This window comes from Oceanobacillus jeddahensis (assembly GCF_000750635.1).
In the GTDB taxonomy this organism is placed as follows: domain Bacteria; phylum Bacillota; class Bacilli; order Bacillales; family Amphibacillaceae; genus Oceanobacillus; species Oceanobacillus jeddahense.
The window spans coordinates 178601-194050 of sequence record NZ_CCDM010000005.1 but is presented as its reverse complement, the minus strand read 5'-3'; the positions used below and the strand labels follow the sequence as shown (position 1 = coordinate 194050).

The 15450-nt window shown below is 38.6% G+C and carries 15 protein-coding genes and 1 riboswitch; of the genes, 8 read left to right on the top strand and 7 right to left on the bottom strand.

Translation table 11 applies throughout. The features are described 5' to 3' along the window. Positions 1 to 737: 737 nt before the first annotated feature. The 5 genes from BN986_RS19580 to BN986_RS19560 all read left to right on the top strand — a co-directional run bounded on the left by BN986_RS19580 (position 738) and on the right by BN986_RS19560 (position 5203). Complete coding sequence (locus BN986_RS19580; protein WP_040983302.1) at positions 738 to 2327, top strand: Vga family ABC-F type ribosomal protection protein; 1590 nt, start codon at positions 738 to 740, stop codon at positions 2325 to 2327. Positions 2328 to 2403: 76 nt separating this feature from the next. After that, the gene (locus BN986_RS19575) at positions 2404 to 3147 is read left to right on the top strand and encodes an ABC transporter ATP-binding protein (protein WP_040983300.1); all 744 of its coding nucleotides are present in this window, start codon (positions 2404 to 2406) and stop codon (positions 3145 to 3147) included. Continuing rightward, positions 3144 to 3911 carry an ABC transporter permease gene (locus BN986_RS19570; protein ID WP_040983298.1) on the top strand — a complete coding sequence of 256 codons (768 nt, stop codon included), beginning with the start codon at positions 3144 to 3146 and terminating at the stop codon, positions 3909 to 3911. Before BN986_RS19575 ends, BN986_RS19570 begins: the two co-directional genes overlap by 4 nt. A 193-nt stretch (positions 3912 to 4104) precedes the next feature. Further along, the gene (locus BN986_RS19565) at positions 4105 to 4539 is read left to right on the top strand and encodes a MarR family winged helix-turn-helix transcriptional regulator (RefSeq protein ID WP_040983296.1); all 435 of its coding nucleotides are present in this window, start codon (positions 4105 to 4107) and stop codon (positions 4537 to 4539) included. Positions 4540 to 4603: 64 nt separating this feature from the next. Beyond that, the gene (locus BN986_RS19560; RefSeq protein WP_040983295.1) at positions 4604 to 5203 is read left to right on the top strand and encodes an alpha/beta hydrolase; all 600 of its coding nucleotides are present in this window, start codon (positions 4604 to 4606) and stop codon (positions 5201 to 5203) included. A 29-nt stretch (positions 5204 to 5232) separates the two neighbouring features. Here BN986_RS19560 and BN986_RS19555 read toward each other — a convergent pair whose 3' ends face one another. After that, positions 5233 to 6183, bottom strand: a complete 951-nt coding sequence (locus tag BN986_RS19555) for a calcium/sodium antiporter (protein ID WP_040983293.1) — start codon at positions 6181 to 6183, stop codon at positions 5233 to 5235. Positions 6184 to 6256: 73 nt separating this feature from the next. Next, positions 6257 to 7129 carry a VOC family protein gene (locus BN986_RS19550; RefSeq protein WP_040983291.1) on the bottom strand — a complete coding sequence of 291 codons (873 nt, stop codon included), beginning with the start codon at positions 7127 to 7129 and terminating at the stop codon, positions 6257 to 6259. Positions 7130 to 7469: 340 nt separating this feature from the next. Beyond that, a riboswitch (PreQ1 riboswitch) is annotated at positions 7470 to 7514 on the top strand. An 8-nt stretch (positions 7515 to 7522) separates the two neighbouring features. Between BN986_RS19550 and BN986_RS19545 the strand changes: the two genes are divergently transcribed. Further along, a complete protein-coding gene (locus BN986_RS19545; RefSeq protein WP_040983289.1) occupies positions 7523 to 8005 on the top strand; it encodes a QueT transporter family protein in 483 nt (160 codons plus the stop codon). A 141-nt stretch (positions 8006 to 8146) separates the two neighbouring features. Beyond that, complete coding sequence (locus BN986_RS19540; RefSeq protein WP_244445053.1) at positions 8147 to 8935, top strand: DUF3891 family protein; 789 nt, start codon at positions 8147 to 8149, stop codon at positions 8933 to 8935. A 114-nt stretch (positions 8936 to 9049) separates the two neighbouring features. On the opposite strand, the gene metA is transcribed toward BN986_RS19540, so the two are convergent. Then, complete coding sequence (gene metA / locus BN986_RS19535) at positions 9050 to 9961, bottom strand: homoserine O-acetyltransferase MetA (RefSeq protein ID WP_040983777.1); 912 nt, start codon at positions 9959 to 9961, stop codon at positions 9050 to 9052. Between the two features lie 277 nt (positions 9962 to 10238). Between metA and BN986_RS19530 the strand changes: the two genes are divergently transcribed. Next, positions 10239 to 11837: a catalase gene (locus BN986_RS19530; protein WP_040983284.1), complete on the top strand. Its 1599-nt coding sequence runs from the start codon at positions 10239 to 10241 to the stop codon at positions 11835 to 11837. A 51-nt stretch (positions 11838 to 11888) separates the two neighbouring features. Here the strand turns inward: BN986_RS19530 and BN986_RS19525 are convergent, their stop codons facing one another. The 4 genes from BN986_RS19525 to BN986_RS19515 form a co-directional block, all read right to left on the bottom strand. Further along, positions 11889 to 12383, bottom strand: a complete 495-nt coding sequence (locus BN986_RS19525) for an SRPBCC family protein (protein ID WP_040983283.1) — start codon at positions 12381 to 12383, stop codon at positions 11889 to 11891. A 467-nt stretch (positions 12384 to 12850) separates the two neighbouring features. Next, positions 12851 to 12982 carry a hypothetical protein gene (locus BN986_RS27940; RefSeq protein ID WP_262362487.1) on the bottom strand — a complete coding sequence of 44 codons (132 nt, stop codon included), beginning with the start codon at positions 12980 to 12982 and terminating at the stop codon, positions 12851 to 12853. A 244-nt stretch (positions 12983 to 13226) separates the two neighbouring features. After that, a complete protein-coding gene (gene aroD / locus BN986_RS19520) occupies positions 13227 to 13997 on the bottom strand; it encodes a type I 3-dehydroquinate dehydratase (protein WP_040983775.1) in 771 nt (256 codons plus the stop codon). A 43-nt stretch (positions 13998 to 14040) separates the two neighbouring features. Continuing rightward, positions 14041 to 15270 carry an MFS transporter gene (locus tag BN986_RS19515; RefSeq protein ID WP_040983281.1) on the bottom strand — a complete coding sequence of 410 codons (1230 nt, stop codon included), beginning with the start codon at positions 15268 to 15270 and terminating at the stop codon, positions 14041 to 14043. Positions 15271 to 15450 lie beyond the last annotated feature (180 nt).

Sequence of the window (15450 nt, the reverse complement as noted above, 5' to 3'; positions counted from 1 at the left end):
TAAAGTGTATGGAAGAAAATGGATAGTCATTTTCTTTATTAAAGATGGAAAAAAACCAGTTTTCTACCCAATTTTGAGCGGGGACTTGACAGTTTTGTTCATATCAGGCTGAGCTCAAGCCCACGGAAAGCGTAGTGTTTTTCCGCAGCGGTCGTATTAACCTGACAACATTGAGACCTGCGATTACTCGGTCTATTAAAACCGTTGCTGCGATTACTCGTCCCATCGAAAACCATTGCGATTACTCGCCCCATCAAAGGGCTTTTGTGATTACTCACCCCACCGAAAACATTTGGAGATCAACTGGCTGCTGACTATTTTCTTAATGACAAATACTTCTTTATCCGCTATACTATAATCAACAAATATCGAAAGGGTGAACAAAGAGAACATGAAGTACTAATCCTGTTTTTCTTAAGAATGAATTCAATATAAGTATGATAACAACAGAACAGTTGTGTTCTTTTGCATGCTTTCATTGAACGATTTCAGAACAGGATTAGCCTTTATGCTTTGCGATACCCGTATGAAATAAGCGTTAGATGCTTATTTCCATTTTTGGCGACCCCTGTTCTGAATGTAGAATAGGGATTTTTGTCATTTATTGGAAATCATATATATTCGATCGACCGCTTTATGTAAGGATGTACTGACTGCGATGTTACTTTAAATCGATCATTTTTCTTAAAATGCAAAATCTCTCTATTCAAATCCTGAATAGATACGGAGATGATTTTATGACTATTTTAGAAGCACGCCATATTAAACACAGCATCAAAGACCGGGAACTTTTCTCTATAGAACACTTAGCAGTTTATTCGGAGGACCGGATCGGCTTAGTCGGAAAAAATGGCTCAGGCAAAACAACCCTGCTCAATCTGCTGGCCGGAAAAATCCAGCCGGAGCAAGGAACCATTCAAATGTATACTTCTGTTGAGTTATTGCCACAATTAAAAGAGAAGCATGATCAAAAAAGCGGTGGAGAAGTAACACAGACTTATATCGTAGAAGCTTTAAAAAAGCAAGCTGGTCTTCTCCTGGCAGATGAGCCGACAACCAATCTGGACACCGCTCATATCGAGTGGCTGGAAAAACAGCTGGCTCGTTGGCAGGGAGCACTGATTATCGTCTCTCATGACCGCAGCTTTTTAGATAAACTATGTAATAAAATTTGGGAAATTGATCAAGAAAGCCTCCAAATTTATTCCGGTAACTATACCGCTTACCGAGAGCAGAAGGAAAAAGAAATAGAAAAACAGCGTTTGGATTATGAGCATTACCAGCAAAAAAAGCAACAGCTTGAACGTGCGATCGAGAAAAAAGAACAAAAAGCACAACGGGCAACGAAAACGCCGAAAAGTAAAATTGGTTCTACGGAAGAAAATTTAAAAGGCGCAAAGCCCCACTTTGCGAAAAAGCAGAAAAAGCTGCAAAAAACATCTAAAGCTTTAGAAACAAGGTTAGAAAATCTGGAAAAGGTGGAAAAGATAAGAGAAGCTGCCCCCTTAAAAATGAATCTTCCCTATCAGGAAAGATTACAACAGAAAATTATTTTACGAATAGAGGATGTGGAGGGTGCTGTTCCCGGGAAACAATTATGGAAAAAAGCAAGCTTGAATATAAAAGGCGGAGATAAGATTGGTATTGTGGGCCCAAATGGAGCGGGAAAAACAACTTTTCTACAAAAAATCATGCAGCCGGAACCAGGTATCACCATTAATCCATCTGTTAAAATTGGTTATTTTAAACAGGACTTATCTACCTTGAATCTGGAAAAATCGATACTGGAAAATGTCAAGGAAACTTCTAAACAGGAAGATACACTGATTCGAACCGTTTTAGCCAGACTGCATTTCTATCGCGATGATGTATTTAAGCCTGTTCGTGTGCTTAGCGGCGGAGAGCGGGTTAAAGTGGCATTTGCAAAACTGTTTGTCAGTGATATCAATATGCTTATTTTGGATGAGCCGACAAATTATCTGGACATTGAAGCCGTAGAAGCATTGGAAGGTTTACTTCAAGGCTATGAAGGCACTGTTCTATTTGTATCGCATGATCGGCAATTTGTCGAAAACATTGCTACTAAAATCATTGAAATAAAAAATCAGACGCTTCGTTTTTTTGATGGGAGTATGAAGCAGCTCCATGAAGAGCCAACAGAAAAGGAAGCGCAAGAAGATCCAACCGAACAGCAATTAATGATTATTGAAACAAAAATAACAGAAGTTTTAAGCAAGCTTAGCCTGGAGCCTTCTGATGAATTGGAGCAAGAATTTCAAAAACTTCTTCAGCAAAAGCGCTCGCTTTTAAATCAGCAAAATAAATGATAGAATAAGTTTTTATTCAGCAGGGAGGCTGTCCTTCCCTGCTGCTTTTATCACCAGCATAGAAAGGAATCTAAACATGCAGCAAACAAACGAATTCACCGATAAAGCAGCATTGGAATTAGATCAGGTCAGCTTTTCAGATGACGATTTAGATATTATTAAAAATGTTTCCGGGGTTCTCCCAGAAGGAAAAATTACTACATTTGTCGGTCCTTCGGGAGCTGGAAAAACAACAATTTTCCGATTGTTAAACGGGCTCATTTCCCCAACAGACGGAGACATCTATCTTTTTGGAGAAAATATTGAAACCATTGAACCGACTGCTTTACGGCGCACAGTCGGTATTGCACTGCAGGACGCTACGATGCTGCGTGGATCTGTTTATAAAAATCTTGCCATGCCTAAAACATTGCAAGGAGAAGAGTTAGAAAAAGAAGAGGCAGAACATTTGCTAACACAGGTAGGTTTAGAAGCTTCTTTTCTCAATCGGGATGTGACGGATTTATCAGGAGGTCAGCGGCAGAAAGTATCGATTGCCCGCACACTTGTTAACCGGCCAAAAGTGCTGCTGTTGGATGAAATTACTTCGTCCCTTGACCGTGTATCCACATCAGATATTGAACATTTAATACAGCATATTAATCAAAAATTTGCAGTGACCATTGCCTGGATCACCCATAATTTAGAACAAGCTCTACATATCGGTAATTATACATGGGTCATGATGGATGGAGAGCTGATTGAAACAGGAAATGCGGATTCCCTGACAAATCCATCTGATCCCAGGGTAAAAGAGTTTATAAAGGGGGAATGGAAATGAGTTTCCTCGCCCTTGGCTTATCACTTGTTTTTGTACTTATTCCCTTAGCCCTTTCCAAAACATTGAAGCTTGGATTAGAAAAGGATACATTCATCGCAACAATTCGTTCTATTATTCAGCTGCTGGCTGTCGGTTATATTTTAACCTTTGTATTTGAGTCAGAAAGTTTTCTTTTTATCATTTTGATGGTAGCTTTAATGATTGGTGCAGCAACACATAATGCCCAGAAAAAAGGAGCTTCCATTAAGGGGATTATATGGAAGCTGATCGCGACTTTTATTTTTATCGAAGTACTGACTCAAAGCATTCTATTAGGATTTCAGATCACACCGCCGACCGCACAATATATTATCCCGATCAGTGGAATGGTTGTCGGCAATTCCATGGTGCTTTCCATTCTTTTTCTCAACCGTTTCACATCAGAAATTCAAACGCAGGAAAAAGAAACTGAGCTCCTGCTTTCTCTAGGTGGAACGCCAAAGCAAGCTATCCATCTGCCGCTGGTTCATTCTATTAAGGCAAGTCTGATTCCAACGATTGAAAGTCAAAAAACAATCGGCCTTGTCCAATTGCCGGGAATGATGAGTGGGCAAATTATTGCTGGAGCGGATCCAATTCAAGCAGTCCAATTCCAGCTGTTGATCCTTTTCCTATTACTGACCACAGCTGCTGTAACCAGTATTATGCTTGGTTACTTATCTTATCCGTCTCTTTTCAATGAACGGATGCAGATGCTTAAGATCAAGGTGGATGAAGAAGATTAAAAGTGTAATACAAATACCTGCGCCAAATAGTAGCGGATGCTTTTGTCATAGCCATATAAATTTTCAAATTAAAGTGTTCTTTTATATGATTTCTTAAGCGCGTATTGACAAGCAGGATTAAATTCATTATTATTTAATTAAATATACTTTAATTAAAAATATCTTGAACATCTTTTAGAAAGGAGACAGCATCATGGATGAAAATTTATCCTTAAAAACCTTTGTGGTTACTATGAAGGCTTCCAAAGCTTTGGAAGAAGTGACCAAACAAGATATTAAAAAGCATGGCATGCGTGCTTCTGATTTTGCTATTTTAGAAGCATTGTATAATAAAGGCCGAAAGACGATCCGGGAAATTTCTGAATCTGTATTAATCAGCACAGGCTCCATAACGTACGTAATCGATAAACTGGAGAAAAAAGAGCTGCTCATTCGAGTTAATTGTCCAGATGACAGACGCGTCGTTTATTTAGAAATCACGGATAAAGGAAAAGAAATCATGGATGATATTTTCCCAGAGCATCAGCAGGTAATTGAAGAACTGTTTCAAGGAATTTCTGATAGCGATAAAAAAACAGTTATCGAGGTTTTAAAAAAAGTTGGCTATAAAGCTGGCGAAAAAGAATAAATGCTTCATAACGAGTTTAAATAAAGAAAACTTTCAAACTTTATGATAATGGAGGATCAATCCAATGAAATATATTTATGAAGAAAAAGGTACACCTGACGGACCAACCTTGCTCCTCCTGCATGGGACAGGTGGAACAGAAAGTGATTTACTACCTTTAGCAGACATCATTGATCCAAATGCAAATGTCTTAAGCGTACGCGGTAATGTATTAGAAAACGGTATGCCTCGTTTTTTCCGACGCTTAGAGGAAGGCGTTTTTGATGAAGAAGATTTAATTAAGCGCACAGAGGAATTATATGAATTTTTAAATGAGGCCAGTGAAAAGGAAGGTTTTGACCGGGAGCAAGTTACAGCTATCGGTTATTCGAATGGTGCTAACATTGCCGGCAGTCTTTTATTCCATTATAAAAACTCACTACAAAAGGCAATCCTTCATCATCCTATGGTCCCAAGGAAAAGCATAGATCTTCCGGATTTAACTGGAACAGATGTATTTATTGCTGCTGGTAATAATGATCCCATGTGTTCACCGGAAGAAGCAGAAGAATTACAGCGTTTGCTTACGAACGCCGGAGCTACAGTCGATATTCATTGGGAAAGTAATGGACATCAACTGACAATAAGTGAGGTTAAAGCAGCTGCCAGCTGGTATGCAAAATAAAAGAAGGAGAGCTGCTTCTCCTTCTTTATTTAATTTCGTATAATAATATAAACAGTATATGCTATATACATAAGAGCAAGGATAATTCCTTCTCTTCGTCCAATACGGAAGCTTGTCCGGGAAAAAATCAATAGAAGTATAGTCAGCACAATCATTATCCAAATATCTGTGAAGATAACAGGATTGATGGATAACGGTGAAATCAGCGATGTCGCACCGAGCACAAACAAAATATTAAAAATACAGCTGCCGACAACATTACCTAATGCAATTTCACTTTCATTTTTAAGCGCTGCAGATATAGAAGTAACTAACTCAGGCAAAGAAGTCCCTATTGCGACGATGGTCAAGCCAACCAGCGCCTCACTCATCCCCCATGACAAAGCTATTTCTGTTGCATTGGTTACAACGAACTGCCCTCCCAAAATAATAGCAGCTAAACCAAGAAGGGTAATCAACGTACTCTTTCCCCATTTTACATTGGAATCTTTGACAGCTGTAGTTTCTTTCCTGCTTTTCAAACCAACCTCAATGATGTAATACATAAAAATCGCTAAAAATAGAAAGAAGATGATCCCATCACTTCTGCTGAGAATATCTGCTGTTGATCCCTGAAGCAGTATATCACTTCCCAATGCAAACAAAGCTACTGCCGCTAATAATGCAAAAGGAATCTGTTTAACGATCATTTCATTTTGAACTCGAAGTGGATAGATCGCAGCTGCTAAACCGACAACCAGTGTAATATTAAAAATGTTACTTCCAACCACATTTCCCACTGCTACATCGGCTGTTCCCTGCACCGCTGCAATAATACTTACCGTTGCTTCTGGTGCACTTGTACCTAAAGCAACAATTGTTAAACCAATTAAAATCGGCGGGACACGCAACAGCTGGGCAATATTGGAGGAACCATCCACAAACCAGTCCGCTCCTTTTACTAATAATCCAAACCCAATAATTAATAAGATATATTCCATGAATGTCTTCCTCATCTCTCACTGCATATTGTGTTTTTATTCTACCGCAATTGTATTTGTCTATCCACTATTTTCAAGTAAACATTTCTTCCTTTACTGAATCTGTTAGAAAGATTTGATTTCCTGCGGGATCCTTTACCATCCCTTCATCAACCAAATAACCTAAAGCTTCCAATCTGTGCTTAGCTTTGTCCAGCGTTTCCTTAACAGGATATACTATTGTAAAAAACTTCAACCCAATTTCATTGGAATCTGGAATTGGCGCTCCTTCTCCATTCCATGTATTGATTGCAATATGGTGGTGATATCCATTATCAGAGAGAAATGAAGCTCCATGGAAAGCTGTCACCTCTTGAAAGCCTAATCCTTCTATATAAAATTCCCTTGCTTTTGTCAAATCATTGACATATAAATGAATATGTCCAATAAGTGTTTTCTCAGGCATTCCTGTCCATTCTGCTGTTGCAGATTCAAGAAGTCCATCTGCATCAAGCGGGTCTGTGCTCATCTGTACAGATTCCCCCGACCAATTCCATTTTCTGGATAATCGATCTGCCGCAACTTCGATTCCATTTCCATCGGGATCAGAGAAATAGAGAGATTCACTAACTAGATGATCAGCAGCTCCTAACTGAAGTTTGTACGCTCTTCCTGCCTGTAGAAGATGCTTTAAAAATAGTGCCAAATCTTTTCTTGTTGGCAGAAGGATAGCAACATGATAGAGCCCTGTCGTTCTTCTTTGTTTTGCTATCACCTCTTCTCGTTGCTCCAGAGTGATTAAAACCTTTTCACCATCCGCGGAAAGCATTACCTTATGTGTTGTCTTTTCTATCACCTGAAAACCTAAAAAATCTTGATAAAATGCTACTGAACGCTGTAAATCAGCTACTTGAACCGTTATATCTGCTACATGGATTGTCGGATTTTCAAAAAATTTATTTTCCATCTTCTAATAATCACCTTCCTATATGAATTTACATATAACTAATAATAACAAACTTACTTTATGTAACTTATTATAAAGAGATAAAGGTTATTGGTCAAAAATTCTTACTTATATATCATTTTTCCTCTTAAAGTACGTGTTCAAAAAGGCCGATAAATAGGACCAAGAAGTTCAAGGCGACGTGTTATTTCCGAACGGAGCGTATGCTTTATAATACGTGAGTATCGGAAATAACACGTCAACGCAGAAATTTGCCGTGTCATTTTTATTGGACTTTTTGAACTTCACCTTAAACAAAATGTATTGTTTTCCTTCTAAAATACTGTTATGATACTCTATGCACAACGTGGTTCGTGACCATCCCACGCTAAAAAACTAGGAGGAAAACCAAATATGAATATAAGGACACTTGTGGTTAACGGAATTATCGCAGCGTTATATGTTGCCGTATCTTTACTGGTTGCCCCAGTCGCATTTGGTGTCATTCAATTCCGGATATCAGAGATATTTAATCATTTAGTTATCTTTGATAAACGTTACTTTTTTGGGATTACCATTGGTGTATTTTTAACAAATTTATTTTCAATGGCAGGCGGGTTAGATTTAGTATTTGGGACAGCACATACTGCTATCTCATTAGGAATCATTATTTTCTTAAAAAACTTTATCAAAAATAAACTGACGCTTTTATTCCTGAATACATTGATTTTCAGCTTTAATATGTTTATTGTTGCTTTTGCTTTAAATGTTGTCATAGAATGGTCGTATCTATTCATTTGGTTTACATTAGCAATAAGTGAGCTGATTATATTGCTGATTGGCATACCAGTAATTTTGGCTTTGCAGAAGCGGCTGCGCTTTGATAAGCTTATATAAACAGAAAAACGGTGGATTGTTTGATCCATCGTTTTTTCTATTTTAAAAGGAAAGCCTTAATAATTTATAATAAATGCAACTAAGTTGTTTTTTAAAAGTTTAACAAATTTCTATTTTCACTCATTCATATAAACTATTATTATGAAAGGAATGATTAACATGATTATCCGGGAACAAAACGAGCATTTTACGTGTATAGCGCAAGTAGACCACGCCTTTTTATCTGGAGAAATGCTAAAACATCTGAACACTGTTTATTTTGAGCATGCTCCTTATAAAGATTCTGTGATCTATGCTGCTTATCAGCATGACTGCGGGTGGGATGCGTTTGACCGACAACCTTTTTGGAATGATCAGAAAGATCTTCCTTATTCCTTTATTGATTTTCCACCCATTCCAAAAACCGTATTATATACGCATGGGATTCAGCAGGTTCAGAAAAAAGATAGTTATGCAGCATTATTATGCAGTGAACATTATAAACGCTTTCTCGTAAACTCCTCTCTCCTTGAAGCGAAGACCTTTGTCCAGCAAGAAGCGGAAAGGCAAGAATGGTTGATCAGCAAGATGGGGCATTTTAATCAAGACAGGTTTGAGATGGACTATACGCTTTTGCAGTTTTCTGATAATCTGTCTCTGTTTGTATGTATGAATGAGCCCGGAGCTGCAGACAAAGACCTTCACCCTTTTTTTAAAGAAGGTCTATCTGTATCCAACACCACAGCTGCTTTGCCATCTGACTATTCGATCAGCTGGACAGATACAAAAACCGTTACAATGGATCCTTTCCCATTTTCATCCGACTTTTCAATAACTTTGCCATATAAAAGCATTTCTAAAAAAAGCATTCAGCAACAAGGGATAATTGATGCTTATGAGCATGCTCCTGTTTTATCACAAACGATTTGGATTAAATCCAGAAATGAATAATTGCTATTTTCCAAATTGAAATAAGGCTGTGAGACATCCCAGTCTTATTTCTTGCAAAATCAAAAGAGGACTACACACGCAGTCCCCTTCTACACCCTGTTATTCCATTTATTTTCAATCGCCCCACACATATGGAGTTTCCTGATACACATAATAATTCAGCCAGTTAGAGAACAGCAGGCTGGAGTGACTTTTCCAGCGGTGTTTCGGCTGCTTTTCCGGGTCATTATTTGGATAATAATTTTCTGGCAATGCTGTATCAATTCCACGTGCATGGTCTCTTTCATACTCTTCTTTTAAAGTATTTGCCATGTATTCTAAATGCCCTGTCGCCATAATATGCTTTCCATCTTTAGAAGCTAATAAAAATACTCCTGCATCCTCCGATTCAGCAATTAGCTGTAGATCAGGATGATTCTCAATTTCCTGCGAAGACACTGCTGTATAGCGGGAATGCGGCGCTAAAAATACTTCATCAAACCCTCTCACTAAGCGCTCTTTTGGCGTAAGAACCTCATGTTCAAAAATGCCGAAACATTTTTTCGGGAGTGCATATTTATCAATACCATAATGATAGTATAATGCCGCCTGTGCTCCCCAACAAATATGCAGGGTAGACGTCACATGATCATTCGTCCATTCCATAATTTCCTGCAGCTCTTCCCAGTAATCCACATCTGTAAAAGACAGATGTTCTACCGGGGAGCCTGTAATAATCATACCGTCAAAGGTTTTATCTCGAACCTCTTCAAAGGTTTTATAAAATGTATCCAGATGGTTTTGATTTGTCGTTTTGGATTCATGCGAAGCCATTCGTAAAAAAGAAATTCGCACTTGTAACGGCGTATTTCCTAAATATCTTAATAATTGCGTTTCTGTTTTTTGCTTTTCCGGCATTAAATTAAGGATAAGAATACTCAGCGGTCGTATTTCCTGTGAGGCAGCACGCTGTTCGTCCATCACAAATATATTTTCTCCTTCCAGAATTTCTTTTGCCGGTAACTCTCTCGGAATTTTAATTGGCATTCTTTGACCTCCACTTCTACTTTTCAGATCCATGATTTCACAATCTCTATGAATTTCTTTTTGAATATCTTTTTTTACAAAGTACGGCTCTTCCAATTAATGATTTTATCCTTATTGTAAACGCTCGCCAAAAAAGGTCAACCCTTCTATTCTTATTTTCTTAAAAATAACTGTTTTCCATTCCCATCCCTTTAAAAACTCGCCAAAAATACGATTAATTTCATCTGGATTGGCAATGCTAATGAGAAGAAATCCATAATGAAATGAGGCTAAACACATGTCTGAAAAAGAAAAATCCAGTAATGAAACCAATCTTGAAAATGATAAAACACTGACTACCCGCCAAGGACATCCTGTTACAAATAATCAAAATATACGCACGGTCAGTAATCGTGGCCCTGCAACTTTAGAGAATTATGATTTTATTGAAAAAATAAGCCACTTTGACCGCGAGAAAATTCCAGAACGGATTGTACATGCTCGTGGCGCGGGCGCACATGGCTATTTTGAGACGTATGGAACGGTTGGTGATGACCCTGTTTCCAAATATACGAGAGCAAAAGTTTTTCAGGAAAAAGGAAAGCAAACACCAGTATTTGTCCGCTTCTCAACAGTGGTTCATGGTACCCATTCCCCAGAAACTGTCCGCGACCCGCGCGGTTTTGCGGTGAAATTTTACACAGAAGACGGCAACTGGGATCTTGTCGGTAACAACATAAAAATTTTCTTTATTCGTGACGCGATGAAATTCCCGGATATGATTCACGCTTTCCGCCCGGATCCAGTCACGAACATTCAAGATTCTGAGCGCTTCTTTGATTTTTGCGCAAATTCTCCAGAATCGTTTCATATGGTGACATTTATTTATTCTCCATGGGGAATTCCTGCAAATTACCGTATGATGCAGGGTTCCGGAGTAAACACTTACAAATGGGTCAATCAAGATGGGGAAGCTGTTCTTGTGAAGTACCATTGGGAGCCGAAACAAGGAATTAAAAATTTAACCATGAAAGAAGCCGCAGAAATTCAAGGAGAGAATTTCAACCATGCGACACAAGATTTATATGACGCCATTGAAAACGGTGATTATCCGGAGTGGGAGCTGCTGGTACAGATCATGTCAGACGATGATCATCCGGAGCTTGATTTCGATCCGTTAGATGATACCAAACTGTGGCCGGAGGATAAATTCCCATGGCTGCCGGTCGGTAAAATGGTCTTAAATAAAAATCCGGAGAATTATTTTACAGAAGTAGAGCAGGCATCATTCGGTACCGGTGTATTAGTGGACGGGCTGGATTTTTCGGACGATAAAATGCTTCAGGGCCGTACCTTCTCTTATTCCGATACACAGCGTTATCGTGTCGGTGCTAACTACTTGCAAGTACCGATTAATGCAGCGAAAAAGCGGGTGGCAACCAACCAGGAAGGCGGTCAATTACGTCAGCAAAATGATAAAGCACCCGGCCAGAATCCACATGTTAATTACGAGCCGTCAGTACTTGGCGGTCTTGAGGAAGCAAAGCAGACCGGAAAAGAGTATACCCCTCATGTTGAAGGAAAGCTTGTGCGGGAATCCATTGAACGCAACGATAATACCAAACAGGCCGGCGAAACCTTCCGTCAGTTTGAAGACTGGGAAAAAGATGAATTACTGTCTAATTTGATTGGTGATTTATCAACCTGCGACAAACGTATTCAGGAAAAAATGATTGCTCTTGCGGAAGAAGCGGATGAAGAATACGGACGCCGCCTGCGGGAAGGTTTAGAGCAGACGAAAAAGCATGGCACCAGCCAGAACCCGTTAGGTGCAACGGATGCCGAACAAGCTCCAAAGCGCGCGGAAGAGTTAGGGCATGATGCCGACCCTTATTAATTTAAAGCAAATGTGCCTCAGACAGCATAAGCTTTCTGAGGCACAATTATTTTACTCTCTGTCATCTAAGAGTGGATGAACAATTTTTTGATATTCTTCGTAATATGCTTCCCATGATTGGCTTGGAAATTCCATTTGTCTTCCTTTTAGAACCTCATGAAGCATTTCTAAGCATATCTGCCATCCCGCTAAGTCTTTGGCAATATGATTGTTAAGCACTGGGATATATTCCTTCAATAAAAGAACGCAATCATCTTCTGCAGGCTCCAATTCAAATCGGACAGCCCCTTCTCCCCATTCGAATTGCCAATAAGAATTTTCTTTACAATCTAAGATGGTAATCTCAAAAAATTCTCCTGTACCATCATTCATATTGAATACCATCGTTCCATTCGTACGCAAATCAACCACTTCCAAGTTCGGCATCCATTGCTGTAATTTATTATTCTCTGTCAGGGCAGACCATACTTCTTCTACAGCATTTTCCCATTGACGCTTAAAAATTGCTATATATCCATTTTCCATTTTTTCTAATGATGCTAACACTTCACTCGTCCTCCTCAATAGCATTTTGTTCAAGATTATTATTCCACAAATCAAGCAATTAAATGATAACAAGCAAAGAATCCAATACAAGCAGGAAATAACCAGTCCGATCAAACTGGCACTTAATATCGATAGTAATACGAAGTAAAGTGTCTTCTCTCCCTGATATTCACTATCTTTGATGTTTGAATAATAATGAACCGACATAATGACATCTATTATTACAATAGCCGGAAAAAATAAGCTCTTTTCCCTAAAAAGACTTTTACTAAATATCCCCGCCAGACTGGAGATAAAAATAGGCAAATATACAGGTTAATCAAATGCAATACCTGCTGCATACACATGTTCTTTTAGTTTATTTTTATTCAAACTAATTCTTCTAATAAGGTTCCCGTACATGTATGCTACCTTATTAAAAAGGAATAAAACGAATAATTGATATTTTGTATATTTGCTCTCATCCCCTATATTTTCGCATCACCTTTTACATAGGTGGAAGCAGTTTTTTGTGTTTTATTTTTCTTTCTTCTCTTTTTACATTGCATAGCTGTCTTCCTTACATCCTCCATCCGATAATCAATATGACTTTTCAACATCTCGTTAGAAGAAAACATGGGATAAATCAGCTCCTAAGAATAAGTTATTTGATACGTTTATTGTATCGGCTTACTCTTTTTCACACATCGGGTTGGTGACTGATTTATCGCGGAAATAATCGCTGCTTCAGATGGAAGAATACCTCCAACTTCAGGTTGAGAAAACCTCCTCCTTCCTTCAAATACAAAATGTCTGTACCTAAAAATAAAAGTATCCGTTAAAATAAGCTTCATTCCAGTTGACTTATTTACCAGCCGTTGACTTATCAATCACATCCAGCACATGATGCAGCTCCCCGACAGGTATCTGCCCCGGTGCAGAAGCTTTTTCTCCCGCTCCAAAGGTTAAAACAGATCCAAAAACCTGACCGGATAACCGGCTGATTACTCCCATCGGTCCCATCGCCATCGTGATCATCGGCTTCTTTGTATGCTTTTTCATTTCATTGGTTGCAGTGAGAAGTTCTAACACATCGTCTGTCTTCTTTGGCATGACAGCAACTTTTAATACATCGCCGCCAAGCTTATCTGCTTGGTTTAACCGATTAACGATTTCTGATTTAGGTGGTGTTTTTTGAAAATCATGATTGGAAATAATGATATATGTATTTCGTTGATGCGCTGCAGAAATCAGTTTTTTTACTGTTTCCTCTCCCTGATAGAGTTCAACATCTACCAAATCCGCAAGTTCCGTCTCGATAACAAATTGGTTCAGGGAAGCATAATCTGCTTTGGAAAGCTCCTTCTCTCCTCCCTCTTGATGGCTTCGGAAGGTAAAAATAAGTGGAATTCCTTTTAAAGCAGCAGCTAACTCTGTTAATACCTGCTCCACAGCTTTGTGATTTTCTACTTCCTCAAACATGTCCGCACGCCATTCTACAATATCTGCTCCCTCTTGCTGGTAACGTTCAGCCTCTTTAATAAGAGCTTCTTTTGTTGAAGAAGTTAAAGGGATACAAATACACGGTTTCCCCTCTCCTAATGTTACGTTTTTTACGGTTAATGCTTCTGTCATCATATCTATGTCCTCCGTTCTTTACGAAATGTAAAAGGTCTCTTCATATACTATATCTATCTTTTTGTTTCTGAGAAAGGTGAAAAACCACCCATGCTCCCCCAACCAGCAGCATAACCATACTTGATAAATAAAATACTGCGGAAATCCCATATAAATCGATAATAATAAATGACAATAAAGGACCAACAGCCGCCCCTAAATCAACAGCTACGGTGTGCATTGTCATCATTTTAACGGGGTCTGTAATAGCTGCGGCATCCCCTGCTAAAGTATCTGTTATCGTTAAAAAGCTGGTTGTCACCACTTGGAAAAACATAATAACGATTAATAAAACAATAAATGATTCTACATAACCAATAATCAAAAAGGCAACACTGCCAAGTAATAAAGGAGCAAGGATCCAATTATACTTGTGCTTTTGCTTATCTACAAAACTCCCAATAACAGGAGCAAAGAACGGATCCCAAGCCCAACGGATCGCTTGAATAATTCCAGATAGGGTCGCTGCTCCAATAACGATACCAAATAGTGACCAGTGTCCATGATAAGATTGTTCAATTAACGGACTCAAAGTAGCGTTAAAAATCCCCATCGTGATAAATCCCATTGTTCCTCCCGTAATAATAACAAGGACAATATATGGTTGAAGGATAGTTCGCTTCTTTTTTCCAGGCACGGTACGGCTTGGGGCTAATTGATTTTCCTCTACATTTTTATTATTCTTAGGTACCAGTTTGACGATAAAAGGAAATACCGCTACAGCTGCCAATGCAAATAAAGTTGTCACAAAAGGAATAGACAATTGATCTACTAAAAATCCGCCTGCCAGCATACCCACTAAACCACCTAATCCCCATAAACCATTGTACATCCCCATATATCGCCCTCTTGTTTTTTCTGTAGAAAACGTAACAACTGTAAGCATTCCTCCCAGCTTCACAAACGACCAGGCAATTCCCCATAATATTCTCGCAAGCAGCAGTAACCAAAATCCCTGAAGCAGACCATAGGATAGTGTGCTTAAAGCTGCACAAGCTACCGAAATTAATACGCCTGATCGAATATTAAACTTGTTGTAAAACATTCCTACGAAAGGAGTGATCGGCAAACGTACAAAACGATTAATGGATAACAGCACACCAATTTGCCAAATAGCTGTTAATCCAAAATCTTTCCAATATAAGGGCAATACAATAAAAAGCATCGCATCTCCCATGACAGTTATTGCTGTAATTAGAGCAATTCCGATAACTTTTCTTCTATCACTCATGGAAACTGCTCACTAAACGTAAGTAACAGCTGCCTTTTTTCATCATTTGCCTCTCCAGCCTTTCTTTTAGATTATCTAAGATTCTTATCACATTTTTGCTTCTTATATTTTCAACTTACATTCCAATATATCATAAGTTTCTGAAAAAATTCTTTGTAAATTAATTATTTTTATAAAACG

Bases quoted from the DNA above. Each gene is read 5' to 3' on its own strand.
- metA (WP_040983777.1), bottom strand. From the start codon at position 9,961: ATGCCAATTAAAATTCCGAGAGAGTTACCGGCAAAAGAAATTCTGGAA.
- BN986_RS19565 (WP_040983296.1), top strand. From the start codon at position 4,105: ATGGATGAAAATTTATCCTTAAAAACCTTTGTGGTTACTATGAAGGCT.
- BN986_RS19545 (WP_040983289.1), top strand. From the start codon at position 7,523: ATGAATATAAGGACACTTGTGGTTAACGGAATTATCGCAGCGTTATAT.
- BN986_RS19570 (WP_040983298.1), top strand. From the start codon at position 3,144: ATGAGTTTCCTCGCCCTTGGCTTATCACTTGTTTTTGTACTTATTCCC.
- BN986_RS19560 (WP_040983295.1), top strand. From the start codon at position 4,604: ATGAAATATATTTATGAAGAAAAAGGTACACCTGACGGACCAACCTTG.
- BN986_RS19550 (WP_040983291.1), bottom strand. From the start codon at position 7,129: ATGGAAAATAAATTTTTTGAAAATCCGACAATCCATGTAGCAGATATA.
- BN986_RS19515 (WP_040983281.1), bottom strand. From the start codon at position 15,270: ATGAGTGATAGAAGAAAAGTTATCGGAATTGCTCTAATTACAGCAATA.
- BN986_RS19575 (WP_040983300.1), top strand. From the start codon at position 2,404: ATGCAGCAAACAAACGAATTCACCGATAAAGCAGCATTGGAATTAGAT.
- aroD (WP_040983775.1), bottom strand. From the start codon at position 13,997: ATGACAGAAGCATTAACCGTAAAAAACGTAACATTAGGAGAGGGGAAA.
- BN986_RS27940 (WP_262362487.1), bottom strand. From the start codon at position 12,982: ATGTTGAAAAGTCATATTGATTATCGGATGGAGGATGTAAGGAAGACA.
- BN986_RS19530 (WP_040983284.1), top strand. From the start codon at position 10,239: ATGTCTGAAAAAGAAAAATCCAGTAATGAAACCAATCTTGAAAATGAT.
- BN986_RS19555 (WP_040983293.1), bottom strand. From the start codon at position 6,183: ATGGAATATATCTTATTAATTATTGGGTTTGGATTATTAGTAAAAGGA.
- BN986_RS19540 (WP_244445053.1), top strand. From the start codon at position 8,147: ATGAAAGGAATGATTAACATGATTATCCGGGAACAAAACGAGCATTTT.
- BN986_RS19580 (WP_040983302.1), top strand. From the start codon at position 738: ATGACTATTTTAGAAGCACGCCATATTAAACACAGCATCAAAGACCGG.